Below are 11,875 nucleotides of genomic sequence, written 5' to 3'. Positions count from 1 at the left end.
AGCGGGGGATAATCGTTGCTACAGACGCTCAGGCACTTTTTCCGCAGCATTTTTTATACTTTTTGCCTGAGCCGCATGGACACGGATCGTTCCTGCCCACCGTTTTCTCGCTGACAGCCTGCTTGGATGCGCGCCATTCCCGGGTGATTTCATTCCGGCGTTCTTCCGGCAGTACACCGTCCCATTGCGGCAGTGTGTACAGCCATTTTGCCTTTGCTTCATGCATGTTAAAATACAACTTTTCAAAATCAATATCCAGCTTAATGGCAGTGTCTTCCTCGAGCGAATCGAGATCAATCTCCTTTTTGAGGCTGGTATTAATGCCATCGATAAAGCCGCAGAACACGACCGGTTCCATACCGACCTTTTCCGCAACCTCTTTTACCGTACCTTCATAGGCAACGGACGTATCGCCCAATATCTTCTCATATACGTCGGTCTCCATAGAAAAATAGTCGTCCCAAAATGCCTGCTGCTGCGCAGGAGTCTGCGCCATCTGCGCAAGATTTTTCCATTGTTCGTATAAAGCCATTACAGAGCCTCCCTAAGTTCCTCATCCAGCCGTTTTGCAATTTCGCGGATAAAACCGTGGGTATCCACCACTGTTTTATCTCCCTTTTCCCACAAAAGCGCAAGGTCTTTCGTCATCACACCTTCTTCAATTGTGCGGACCGATGCCTTTTCCAACGCTTCCGCAAAATTTACGAGTGCGGTATTGCCATCCAATTCTCCCCGCTTTTTGAGCGCGCCCGACCATGCGAAGATCGTCGCCATGGAATTGGTGGAAGTTTCTTCTCCTGCCTGATGCTTATAGAAATGACGCGTTACCGTACCGTGCGCCGCTTCATACTCATAGTTTCCGTCTGGTGAAACAAGCACAGACGTCATCATGGCAAGGCTGCCGAAAGCGGTTGCTACCATATCGCTCATGACATCCCCGTCATAATTCTTGCATGCCCAGATATATCCTCCTTCCGAACGGATCACGCGGGCCACGGCATCATCGATCAACGTGTAGAAATACTCAATACCGAGCGCTTCAAATTTTTCTTTATATTCCGCATCATAGATTTCCTGGAAAATATCTTTGAACGTGTGATCGTAGATCTTGGAGATCGTATCCTTGGTCGCAAACCAGAGATCCTGTTTGGTATCGAGCGCATAGTTAAAGCAGCTGCGTGCGAAGCTGCCGATGGATTTATCTGTGTTGTACATGCCCTGCGCAACACCGCCGCCCTCATACTCAAACACGGGCAGTTTTGTTTCCGTTCCGTCCTGTGCAGTGAATACCATTTCAAATTTTGTATTTGCGGGCACGCGATACTCCGTATTACGGTATACATCCCCATAAGCGTGACGCGCAATCGTAATCGGTTTTTTCCATGTTTTTACAGACGGGGAAATCCCGTCAACTACAATAGGGGCGCGGAATACTGTCCCGTCAAGAATCGCGCGGATAGTACCGTTGGGGCTTTTATACATTTCCTTCAGGTGATACTCTTCCACACGCTGCGCGTTCGGGGTAATGGTGGCACACTTTACGCCCACACCGTATTTTTTGATTGCATTCGCCGCATCATACGTCACCTGGTCGTCCGTTTCATCCCGATACGGAAGTCCAAGGTCATAATATTCAGTATTGAGCTCAATATATGGCAAAAGCAAATCCTGCTTGATCATATCCCATATAATTCTCGTCATTTCGTCCCCGTCCATTTCGACAAGGGGCACCGGCATCTTGATTTTCTGCATATCCTATCCTCCTCAAAGCTTATTCCACGCGCTGCGCGCGTTTGTTACAGTGCTTCCAGTCCCGGTCCGCGCTCCGTCCACATTACGTATGCATCTTCCCCGTTGTTGGAATAGTACCGTTTTCGAATTCCGTGAATTGAGAATCCACATTTCTTATACAATTTTAGCGCCGCCCTATTGGACACCCGAACCTCGAGCGACATTGCGTCTGCTCCGCGTTCTTTTGCAGCCCGGTTCAGTTCCCTCATCAGCGCATAGGCATATCCCCTGCCGCGATACGCCGGCAGAATACACACATTTGTAATATGCGCCTCGTCGAAGATGATCCACATGCCGCCATAGCCAATGATCCGGCCTTCTTTTTCTACAACGAGATATACCGTGTTTTCATTTTCAATAATATCATCGTAGAGCATTGCGTAGGACCACGGAAGATCAAAGCTACTGTTCTCGCAATAATGGATATCTTCCAGATCCCCGCGTTCCGCAGCCCTGATGACCACATCGCTTAAAGATCTCAACGTTTCCTCAACCTTTCCGCCTGGCTTTCCCGTAAATAATGCGGTTCCAGTTCGTCATACCCGAGTAATTCACCCTGCCTGTAAAGTCTCTCCGCAACCGCGCATACAGACGACGCACGCTGCAGCGCAAACTGCTGCGGCAAAAACAAGCTATCCGGCCTGTTCTCCATAATTTCATTTTGAAAGCGTTCTGCCGCGTCTCCCACAAACACCACAGGCCCCTTCGGCAGCAACTCCGTGAGAAGCGTTACAAGCGGCACCGCACACTCGCGGACAATAGATTCGCCGCCGCATTTTGCCATCGTATAAACCTCGCCTCTGCGCGCGTCCATAACCGCGCATACGGTTCGTTTTTCTTTTCCTGCATTTTCAATGAGCGCATCCAGCGTATTCACCGCAACCGCAGGCTTCCCTGCCCCGTGTGCCATTGCCGCGCATGTTGCGGTACCAATCCGTATTCCGGTAAATGATCCCGGCCCGCAAGCCACCGCAAACGCATCCATATCTCCTGCTGTACAGTCTGCCGCGCGAAGCGCGCCGTCCACCGCAAGCATCAGCGTACTGGAATGTTTCTTTCCGGTATCAAGGTAGATTTCCGCAAGCAGCCTTCCGTCCTCACTGACCGCAGCGGAAAGCGTATTTCCCGTCGTGTCCATTCCCAACAGCTTCATTTTTTTACCTCTTGCAGGGTTATCTTCCGTTCCATTTCACTTAGACGTTCGATTCTGACGTCAAATCGCGGTATAGGGAGTGCGTCCGGAATAAGGTCCGCCCATTCGCATACACAAACGCCATCTCCTGCTGCATATTCGTCAAAGCCCGTTTCATAAAGCTCATCTTCATCCGCAATACGATAAACGTCAAAATGATAGAGCGGCACCCGTCCCGTCTCATAAACACGGAGAATCGTATAAGTCGGGCTTACGATGCTTTCCGTTACGCCGAGGCCCTGGGCCAGTCCTTTTACAAAGGCTGTCTTGCCTGCACCAAGATCCCCATAAACGGCAAGAAAGCTGCCTTGAACCAGACGGGAAGCCAGCTTTTTTGCGAACTCTTTTGTTTTTGATTCACTATCACTTAAAAATTCCTGCATCTGCGCCCGGTTCCTTATTGCTTCTGTGCATCTGCACATTTTCTTATTATAAAGGAAAAACGCCGCTTATGCAAGGTATCACGCGGTAAATACGGCCCAACAGCTTATTTTTCCACAGGGCATTCCTTTATGCTTTTAATCTCTTTAAGCCCGAACAAACGCCCGACCGTCTTATACAGCGCAAAAGTCAATATCGAATTGATTCCCGCCTTAATCAGGTTAAAGGGCAGGATCGCCGGAACAATAAGCGCAATAACCTCCTCGCGCGGAACACCCATATAAAGAGGCGTCATTATAATATTCCACACAACCATAGCTATCGTCCATACGGCAACTCCGATTGCGAGGGCAAACGCCGCATTCTTACGCGTCTTGTTTCGTTTGTAAATATTTCCTGCCACAATAACAAAAATACCAGTCGCAAAAATATGCATCATAATGCCAATAATTCCAGCTGATGCACTTACCGTTATGCCCTGGAGTACAGCTACGATAACTGTAAGAACAAAGCCAACCAGAGGGCCAAACGCAAAGGTCGTAATAAAAATTGGAATATCGGCCGGATCATATTCCAGAAACGGCAAGAACATTGGAATGTGGATCATTGCAACCAGTATGACGGACAGCGCCGCCATAACAGCGATAGAAGTGATGTTCCGCGTTGTAAACCGCGGCTTTGAAAGAGTGTTCATGAGATGATACCTCCATATTAAAAAATTTCCGTGAATCGAAATCCCCGGAAATCAATATGTAACCATATCATTCTTCTCTCATCCAGACTATACTGTCGGCTGCGGAATTTCACCGCATCGGCCCCTTTACAGGGGTTCGCAGGCTATACTGCCGGTAGGGAATTTCACCCTGCCCCGAAGACTCATTCACTTTTCTTTACTTATTATAGTCCCCCTCTCTTTCCCTGTCAATACCCGCCATTTGACAGGGAATCTGTTTTTGTTTAATATAAATGGTATTGCTCGGGCGTTTAGCGCCTATTTCAAAGCATTTTAAGCTATAGGGGTATGGTCATGAATTTTGACTCGTTTATGTCCCGGTTTTCCGGGATTCTTAGCAATGTAAATGATTTTGTGTGGGGACCGGTTATGCTCGTTCTGCTCGTCGGTACGGGCGTCTTTTTGATGATTCGCCTGAAATTCCGCCCGTTGCGCAATTTGGGATACGCGCTGCAGCAGGTATTCTCCAAGCACAGCATTAAGAAGGAACACAATGATGACGCAGGGGATATTTCCCCGTTCCAGTCGCTCATGACCGCGCTTGCCGCAACCATCGGTACGGGGAATATCGTTGGGGTCGCCACAGCGATGACGCTGGGCGGCCCGGGCGCGCTTTTCTGGATGTGGATTTCGGCGCTGTTCGGGCTCGCAACAAAATACGGCGAATCTGTCCTTGCAGTTTATTACAGGCAGCAGGATCAAAAGGGCGAGATGTCAGGCGGACCGATGTTTTCCATCAAAAACGGGTTCAAGGTAAAGTGGCTGGGCACGGTGCTTGCCGCCGCCTTTGCTGTTTTTGCAGTGATCGCATCGTTTGGTATCGGCAATTTAACGCAAATCAATTCTATTGCAGATGCTGTTTTGGGTACATTCAATATCCCAACGTGGATTACAGGTCTTGTGATTGCCGTACTTGTCGGCATTGTACTCTTAGGGGGGATCAAATCCATTGGCAAGGTTTCCTCCAAAATCGTCCCGGTAATGGCTGTCTTTTACGCAATCGGCTGTATGATTGTCATCGTCTTGAATTTCGATTCCCTGCCGTCGGGTGTGGGGCAAATTATGAGCAGCGCCTTCTCGCCCACTTCCGTTCTTGGCGGGGTTGCCGGATTTACTTTTGCCAGCGCTCTCCGTTTCGGTGTTGCGCGCGGGGTTTTTTCCAATGAAGCCGGCCTCGGCAGCGCGCCAATTGCTGCGGCCGCGGCCAAGACCGATCATCCCGGCCGGCAAGGTTATATTAACATGACGGGAACATTTTTCGATACGATTATCGTATGTACCCTTACCGGACTTGCCATTGCAGGATCGGGCGTACTGGGAACCCTTGACGCAAGCGGTGAGCTCGTAACGGGCGCTTCCCTTACCATCGCGGCCTTTGGCAGCGTTATGGGGCCTGTTGGAAGCTATGTCGTAACAATCGGATTGATTTTGTTCGCATTTTCTACAATTCTCGGCTGGAGTTATTATGGCGAGAAGAGTCTCGAATATCTTACCCATTCCATTAAGGCGCGCTATATTTACCGCGCAGTCTTTGCATGCGTTGTATTCCTGGGCGCAGTCACTTCCCTCAAGATCGTGTGGAATTTTTCAGATACGGCAAACGGCCTAATGGCGATTCCCAACCTGATCTGCCTGTTGGTGCTCAGCAAAGTGATTGTGCAGCAAACAGACGATTTCGACGAGAAGTTCCTCAAACGTGAAAAAATGATGCGCAAACAGGCAAAACGCATCTGACGCAAAAGCAAATGGTATCGTGGGGTGCAGTATCGTTTGCTTTTGCCACTCCAACATGCCTGCTGCCGGATTTCATTGAAAATCTTTTATCGTTAAGTTATAATAGCAACAAACCGGATCATAAATGCGATTTAACATCTGGAGGGACTGTTTTGAAAAAGCTGCTATTTATCCTCACGTTTATCCTTATATTGTCTATATCCGTCTCTGCGCTCGCCGCACCTTATGCGGATCAGGCATATCACTATAACGTCGAACTTCCCGAAGAGGAGACCACATATTATTATACACAGGAAGGTTCGAATATGCCGGAAGACCTTCTTGCGGTCGCGCAGGGAAAAACGCCTCCGGTGTGTTTTTTAATCGCATCTTATGAAAATGGGACGACACTTTCCTATTCGCTCGATATGACCGCAACGCCGGTCAGCGAGATCCTTCCCAGTCTTTCAGCAGAAAGTGCCATTACGGATTTGTCCATGCTTTCGGCAGAGCAACTGGATTCCATCGCGCAGGAAAAGAAAGCGGAATACGGTTCTGTTTATACCTTTGACGCGGACACCACGGAAACGTTCGCCGGAAAAACGGCGCTCGTATTAACTGGGCGGCACACGGAAGATAATGGTTATACAACAAAAATTTATTTGCTTGCGGATGATAATTATTTATTCGCAATCACGATGCTCTATAAAAACGATGCGTCAAACACTTATCTGGCCCCCGCGGAAACCATTTTATCCACGTTGAGATTCGACAGCACTCCTGTTGCTGTGCAATCATCGGCGGCTCCCACAATTTCGCCTACCCCGGCCGCCACCGTTTCATCTACCCCTACCCCGGTACCGCAGTCCTCCTCAGCGCCAGCCTCAGGCGGAATCCAGCAATTTCTGCAGAACATCGGCCAAAGGATTACAGACGCCTACTATAACGACCCATATTTTCCGTTATATGTAGCCGGGGCTTGCGTTGTCGTGGCGCTTATCGTTATCATTATCATACTAATTCATGCAAGCAGGAAAAGAGAGATCACCTATAGCGCGGCTGAGGGTTCCATCGAGGTTAAGCCAGATACTGTAGACAGCGCTTCGCAAGGACTTGCAGGCGATACTTGTGCACGGAAGGCGGAGAATTCCTGTGGTTTGCCTGAAACAGCACGCGAACCCGAGGATACTTATGATCCCAATAAATATACGCGCGCTTCGCGTGGCTATGATGTAGGCAACCCCATTACGCGCCCCACCATCGCTGAAGAGTCGCTTGCCCGCCGGAATACCTCCGTAGACGAAGCGCCTGAATCCATACCCACACAGCCTGCTTCACCTGCACAAAACATACCGCACCCAGTCCGGGACTCTTCGCGGCCTAAAGTAGGCTCCCGGGTGGAACGGTATAGGGATCAATACAAGAAAAAGAAATAATTTCTATTTTAGAGTAAAAAGTGAAATCTATTTCTTGACTTCGGCCTGTTCGTATAATATAATATTTTGTGTTGCTCGCGGTAGTGCTGGAATAGGCAGACAGGCACGTTTGAGGGGCGTGTGTCCATGACGTATGGGTTCAAGTCCCATCTACCGCACCACAGAAAAAATCGCTTAATCAATTTAAGCGATTTTTTATATGCCATTTTGCGGGTATTCTCAATTTTCTTGTTTTCTTCTGAAATTTTGCTGGCATTATGTTTCAACGCAATACAAAATCGGGCTCTAAAATTTGTTTATGATTTCCGGTATGGCGGTGTCTGCCCTTCTTCTATTCCTTAAATTAATCTTCCTTTATTTCTCATTCCGGCGTTTGCCCGCCTCTAGACTTTGCTATGCACGGGAAATAGATTTTGCTCGCGGTGCTTTTTTATAATAAAATCTCCGAGGGGGCTTTACTATGATGAGTGAGTCGTGAAAAATTCCCAGTATCGTAAAGAGGGCGGAGCATGATGTACTTCATCTCGGATATACGGATATTGCATTGCTGAAAAATGAAGGTCCTGAATAAATGTATGAACAGGCTTGTATTCTTCAAAACAAAAAAAACAGACTGCTGCCAGCTTTATATTTATCACTGTACGGTTTACTATGCGAACATAGAAAATCCAGATCCTGAAAAACTGGAAAAATGAATAGAAATACAAAGGCCCCGGCATGATTGCTGCGGCCTTTGCATTTTTCTATTCATTTTTGAAAGACTTTTGCAATCTCTGCGATATACATCGTATGATAGTCCTTTTCCGGATACCATTTTCTGTCCGGCTCTTGATCAATAAAACATTTCGGGTCGTACTGCTGCGCGTACAGCTTTCGGCAGACAAGAACAAGACTCGCCTCTTTAAAATACGGCGTTTGTTCGTCGTGTAATACGGTCAGCCCCGATGTTTTAATCTTATCTTCATCACGCCCGGATACCGTTCCAAAATAATTCAACGTTTTGCGGTAGCTATCCTCTAAAAACGCAAGAGAAAAGGTATCTGTTGCATCAATAAACTCCTTTGTGTACCGGGTCGGACGGATTACAACAAACGCAACATTTTTCCCCCACATCACACCCATACCGCCCCATGAGGCTGTCATGGCATTCACTTGTCCTTCTTTTTCCGCCGTGACAAGCATCCAGCCCTTTCCGATCATTTCAAAGGGGTTCCCTTCAAGTTCCGCGGGATCCAGCTCCTTAAATTCCAACATTGCTTTCCTCCTCCTGTCAGCCAATTTTACGCCGTGTAGGCCTTTTTGGGGTCTCCTGCGGCAATTCGTCCATTACTTCATCCATAACATCCTGCGGTGTTACCTCAGGTATTATGGGTGTCTCCTCCTGTTTTGTCTTACGCCGAAAGAAAGAATTCTTCTCTTTCTCCTGCGTTTGCCCGAGAATCCTGCGCTGTGTCCGTGTCATCGGTTCTTTTGGCTCGTCAGTATATTTTTCCAGAAAATCCATAGCTGGCTCAAGCGGCTTGCGTTCTTCCCTGACCTCCGGAACTATCCTTGTCGGTTCTTCCACATCCGTTTCTTCTTCAGGCGCCAGATCTTTCGGTTCTTCAGATACGATCTCTTCCTCCGCCCATAGCGCTTCCTCCGTGCCGGTTTCTTCCGGCCATATTTCTTCTCCCATGGCTTCCGGTTCCGCCTGTGCACCTGTAAATATAGGAGTTTCGATCTGTCCGGCCACTATCTCGACCGTCTTTTTCGGAAGCATACGCGGGACGTCCGCATCCCCTCCGTGTCCATGTGCCGTATCGGCAGTAATATAATCTACCACCATTGCGTCCATTACCCGGCCAATATAATTCACCGTATCCATGGGCGTCATGGAATATTCTCCTTCCTGTTCTGCCGCAAGTTCGCCTGCCATTCCAGCGATATACACACCGGTAAGCGCTGCTTCATAAACGTCCTTTCCCTGCGCAAGCAATCCGCCAATGATACCGGTAAGAACGTCTCCACTGCCTCCCTTTGCCATTCCCGGGGTCCCTACGCACAGCAACGACGCATTTCCAAACTGGTCTGCGACAATTGTCGTGCTTCCCTTCAGGACGAGCGTCACACCATATTCAACCGCAAAATCAACAGCAGCCTTCACAGGATTTCCAAGAATATCTTCTGTCCGCATCCCCGAAAGCCGTGAAAACTCTTTGGGATGCGGAGTCAGGATTACCTCTCCCTGTTTGTTTTCTAAAAATTCCAAATGCTCTGCAAGTACATTGAGTCCGTCCGCATCCACCACTTTCGGTAGCTCACATTCCGTAATCAGGTTACCCACTACAGCGGCAATATCATCATTCACACCCAGCCCAGGTCCTACGGCAATCGCCGTCTTTCCCAGGGTAAGTTTTTCAAGGGAAGGAATTGCTTCCCTTGAAATAATTCCATTCTCTCCGCCAACTTCAAAGCAGGTTGCTTCCGGCACGTTTTGCTGCAAGACGCTGATCACTTCCCCGCAGGAAGCTGCCGTCACTAAGCCTGCTCCCGCACGGGATGCAGCCCGCGCGCTGAGCACCGCTGCCCCCGCCATACCATAACTGCCCGCAACCAATAAAAGTTTTCCATAGCTTCCCTTGTTGGAGTCGAGAGGTCGTTCCCCCAGACACATATCCGGATCGTCGCTTTCATAGGCGCATACCGCAGCCTGAAGCGGAATATCGCAGCCTTCATCCACACCGATCCTTACAACCTGAAGTTCCCCGGCATATTCCCGTCCCGGATACAGGAAGTGGCCTACCTTCGGATATTGAAAAGTCACTGAAATATCTGCGCGTACCGCCGCTCCCATAATAATACCCGTTTCCGCGTTGATTCCCGAAGGGATGTCTACACTCACCACCAGCGCATCTCTGGCATTTAAAAAATTCACCGCATCTTGATAGATTCCATCTATATTCCTCGCAAGTCCTGTACCGAAAATCGCATCTACATAAACCTCTGCCTCAGGAAGAGCCTCAAATTCCTCTTTATTCGTTATAATTGTATAATACTCCCTTGTTTCCCTGAAAAAAGCAAAATTCTCCGCAGCATCTTCTTTGAGCGAAGATGGATTCCCAAGGAGGATTACCTTTACATCATAGCCGTTTGCAAGCAGGATGCGCGCAACCGCAAACCCATCGCCGCCGTTGTTTCCTGTTCCACAAAATACCTGTACGGTACAAGGCTCTCTCTCTTCACGGATCGCCTCATAAACGCCATAGGCGGCGTTTTCCATCAGCAGGATACCGGGAATTTTCATCCGGTCTATCATATAGCGGTCTACCGCTCCCATTTGCTTTGGTGTCAATACTGTTCTCATTCTGGCCGTTCCTCCCTTTCGAGTATAGCAATTGCGCTGGCTGTATCTTCCGTATGTGTAATGCTAATATGCAGGGCCGTTTTCCCCTCGAGCGGACCGTGCAGCACGGCATAAGGTGCGCCGCTTTCCTTATGCAAAATTTCAATATCGGTAAGCCTTGCGTCTATAATGCCAAGCGAGAGCGCTTTCAGTACGGCTTCCTTTGCACAGAACATGCCCGCCGCACTTTGCGCAGCAAGTTTTTTCCCATCAAGGTAGCGCCTTTCCCGCTCCGTGAATACACGTTTCAAAAAAGCCTCCCGCTTGATTGCGTTTTCCATACGCGCAATGCGAAGGCTGTCGATTCCTACGCCAATTATCATGGTTTTTCCCCCGCGGCGAGAACGCTGTTTACAACAGCCCGCCGCGTCGCCTCAATGGCAGCGGTAATCAGCACGTTCATGTCCGCCGTTCTTGTCCCGTAGGAGAGGGAAAATATGGTATCGCCATCTACCATAGTATGAATCGGATCGATAGCTTTCGCAAGGCCGTCATGCGCAACCTGGGCCAGCTTAGCGGCTTCGTCTTTCGTCAGTTTTGCATTCGTTGCGACCACACCGATTGTCGTATTCCGCCCCTTCATAAATTCGGTTTCCACTTTATTCTCAAGCATGTATTTCGCCGTGTTGATATACGTTCCGTTTCGCTGCGCTCCAGCAAGCACCCTCCCGTTTTCTACTACATCTCCAAAGGCGTTCACTCCCACGAGAGCCGCTATAACAACCCCGCCAGGAAGATGCAGGCTGGCGGTACCAACGCCGCTCTTTTGCGCATGTTTCATGCCGAGCACTTTGCCGACCGTCGCGCCCATCCCAACGCCTACACTGCCCTGCGGCACTTTAGTACATGCATTGATACATGCCGCATAGCCCATTCCCGCGTTCGGGCGGATATCGCTCCTGCCATATCCAAGATCATAGATGACCGCCGCCGGAACGATTGGCACAACCGCATCTTCCGTGCGCACACCCATTCCCTGCTGTTCACAATAAATCATCACGCCGTCCGCAGCTGCAAGGCCAAAGGCGCTGCCTCCCGCAAGCAAAACCGCATAACACTCCTGCACCGCTTTCCCCTGCGACATAAAAGCGGTCTCCCGCGTGCCGGGCGCGCTTCCACGCACATCAACACCGCATACCGCGCCATTCGGGGCAAGGACGACCGTAATGCCAGTGCTTCCGGCGGTATCCTGGGCGTGACCGGTTAAAAGCCCCTGAATATCTGTAATACTTCCGCTGTACATA

At 49.3% G+C, this 11,875-nt stretch carries 12 protein-coding genes, 1 tRNA gene and 1 riboswitch; of the genes, 3 read left to right on the top strand and 10 right to left on the bottom strand.

Annotated elements, in window-relative coordinates; all coding sequences use genetic code 11:
• Positions 1–28 precede the first annotated feature (28 nt).
• The 6 genes from H8S18_RS00780 to H8S18_RS00755 all read right to left on the bottom strand — a co-directional run bounded on the left by H8S18_RS00780 (position 29) and on the right by H8S18_RS00755 (position 4,058).
• The gene (locus tag H8S18_RS00780) at positions 29–532 is read right to left on the bottom strand and encodes an SEC-C metal-binding domain-containing protein (protein ID WP_186856413.1); all 504 of its coding nucleotides are present in this window, start codon (positions 530–532) and stop codon (positions 29–31) included.
• Positions 532–1,752 carry an NADP-dependent isocitrate dehydrogenase gene (locus H8S18_RS00775; protein ID WP_186856412.1) on the bottom strand — a complete coding sequence of 407 codons (1,221 nt, stop codon included), beginning with the start codon at positions 1,750–1,752 and terminating at the stop codon, positions 532–534. The genes H8S18_RS00780 and H8S18_RS00775 overlap by 1 nt, the downstream gene beginning before the upstream one ends.
• Positions 1,753–1,796: 44 nt before the next feature.
• Positions 1,797–2,273 carry a ribosomal protein S18-alanine N-acetyltransferase gene (gene rimI / locus H8S18_RS00770; protein ID WP_207721610.1) on the bottom strand — a complete coding sequence of 159 codons (477 nt, stop codon included), beginning with the start codon at positions 2,271–2,273 and terminating at the stop codon, positions 1,797–1,799.
• Complete coding sequence (gene tsaB / locus H8S18_RS00765; protein ID WP_186856411.1) at positions 2,270–2,944, bottom strand: tRNA (adenosine(37)-N6)-threonylcarbamoyltransferase complex dimerization subunit type 1 TsaB; 675 nt, start codon at positions 2,942–2,944, stop codon at positions 2,270–2,272. Before tsaB ends, rimI begins: the two co-directional genes overlap by 4 nt.
• Complete coding sequence (tsaE, locus tag H8S18_RS00760) at positions 2,941–3,366, bottom strand: tRNA (adenosine(37)-N6)-threonylcarbamoyltransferase complex ATPase subunit type 1 TsaE (protein ID WP_186856410.1); 426 nt, start codon at positions 3,364–3,366, stop codon at positions 2,941–2,943. Before tsaE ends, tsaB begins: the two co-directional genes overlap by 4 nt.
• Before the next feature lie 104 nt (positions 3,367–3,470).
• Complete coding sequence (locus H8S18_RS00755) at positions 3,471–4,058, bottom strand: ECF transporter S component (protein ID WP_186856409.1); 588 nt, start codon at positions 4,056–4,058, stop codon at positions 3,471–3,473.
• A 66-nt stretch (positions 4,059–4,124) separates the two neighbouring features.
• A riboswitch (FMN riboswitch) is annotated at positions 4,125–4,244 on the bottom strand.
• Between the two features lie 165 nt (positions 4,245–4,409).
• Between H8S18_RS00755 and H8S18_RS00750 the strand changes: the two genes are divergently transcribed.
• The 3 genes from H8S18_RS00750 (at position 4,410) to H8S18_RS00740 (ending at position 7,407) form a co-directional block, all read left to right on the top strand.
• Entirely contained in the window at positions 4,410–5,831 is a 1,422-nt protein-coding gene (locus H8S18_RS00750) for an alanine/glycine:cation symporter family protein (protein ID WP_186856927.1), read from the top strand.
• A gap of 152 nt (positions 5,832–5,983) precedes the next feature.
• The gene (locus H8S18_RS00745) at positions 5,984–7,246 is read left to right on the top strand and encodes a hypothetical protein (protein ID WP_186856408.1); all 1,263 of its coding nucleotides are present in this window, start codon (positions 5,984–5,986) and stop codon (positions 7,244–7,246) included.
• A gap of 77 nt (positions 7,247–7,323) precedes the next feature.
• A tRNA-Leu gene (locus H8S18_RS00740) sits at positions 7,324–7,407 on the top strand.
• Positions 7,408–7,993: 586 nt separating this feature from the next.
• Here the strand turns inward: H8S18_RS00740 and H8S18_RS00735 are convergent.
• Genes H8S18_RS00735 through H8S18_RS00720 form a run of 4 tightly spaced genes read right to left on the bottom strand, consistent with a single transcriptional unit; the run spans position 7,994 to position 11,874 of the window.
• Entirely contained in the window at positions 7,994–8,500 is a 507-nt protein-coding gene (locus H8S18_RS00735; RefSeq protein WP_186856407.1) for a flavin reductase family protein, read from the bottom strand.
• A gap of 16 nt (positions 8,501–8,516) precedes the next feature.
• Positions 8,517–10,592, bottom strand: a complete 2,076-nt coding sequence (locus tag H8S18_RS00730; protein WP_186856406.1) for an NAD(P)H-hydrate dehydratase — start codon at positions 10,590–10,592, stop codon at positions 8,517–8,519.
• Entirely contained in the window at positions 10,589–10,954 is a 366-nt protein-coding gene (acpS, locus tag H8S18_RS00725) for a holo-ACP synthase (protein ID WP_186856405.1), read from the bottom strand. The genes H8S18_RS00730 and acpS overlap by 4 nt, the downstream gene beginning before the upstream one ends.
• Positions 10,951–11,874 (bottom strand): P1 family peptidase, encoded by a 924-nt coding sequence (locus H8S18_RS00720; protein ID WP_186856404.1) that lies wholly within the window; start codon positions 11,872–11,874, stop codon positions 10,951–10,953. Before H8S18_RS00720 ends, acpS begins: the two co-directional genes overlap by 4 nt.
• Position 11,875: the final 1 nt, after the last annotated feature.

The sequence above is a fragment of the Christensenella tenuis genome, from assembly GCF_014287795.1.
Taxonomy (GTDB): Bacteria; Bacillota; Clostridia; order Christensenellales; family Christensenellaceae; genus Christensenella; species Christensenella tenuis.
Note: the sequence above shows the minus strand (reverse complement) of the source record. Positions and strands in the feature narration are given on the sequence as shown.

Bases quoted from the DNA above. Each gene is read 5' to 3' on its own strand.
- H8S18_RS00775 (WP_186856412.1), bottom strand. From the start codon at position 1,752: ATGCAGAAAATCAAGATGCCGGTGCCCCTTGTCGAAATGGACGGGGAC.
- tsaE (WP_186856410.1), bottom strand. From the start codon at position 3,366: ATGCAGGAATTTTTAAGTGATAGTGAATCAAAAACAAAAGAGTTCGCA.
- H8S18_RS00720 (WP_186856404.1), bottom strand. From the start codon at position 11,874: ATGTACAGCGGAAGTATTACAGATATTCAGGGGCTTTTAACCGGTCAC.
- H8S18_RS00735 (WP_186856407.1), bottom strand. From the start codon at position 8,500: ATGTTGGAATTTAAGGAGCTGGATCCCGCGGAACTTGAAGGGAACCCC.
- H8S18_RS00730 (WP_186856406.1), bottom strand. From the start codon at position 10,592: ATGAGAACAGTATTGACACCAAAGCAAATGGGAGCGGTAGACCGCTAT.
- H8S18_RS00780 (WP_186856413.1), bottom strand. From the start codon at position 532: ATGGCTTTATACGAACAATGGAAAAATCTTGCGCAGATGGCGCAGACT.
- tsaB (WP_186856411.1), bottom strand. From the start codon at position 2,944: ATGAAGCTGTTGGGAATGGACACGACGGGAAATACGCTTTCCGCTGCG.
- acpS (WP_186856405.1), bottom strand. From the start codon at position 10,954: ATGATAATTGGCGTAGGAATCGACAGCCTTCGCATTGCGCGTATGGAA.
- H8S18_RS00750 (WP_186856927.1), top strand. From the start codon at position 4,410: ATGTCCCGGTTTTCCGGGATTCTTAGCAATGTAAATGATTTTGTGTGG.
- H8S18_RS00755 (WP_186856409.1), bottom strand. From the start codon at position 4,058: ATGAACACTCTTTCAAAGCCGCGGTTTACAACGCGGAACATCACTTCT.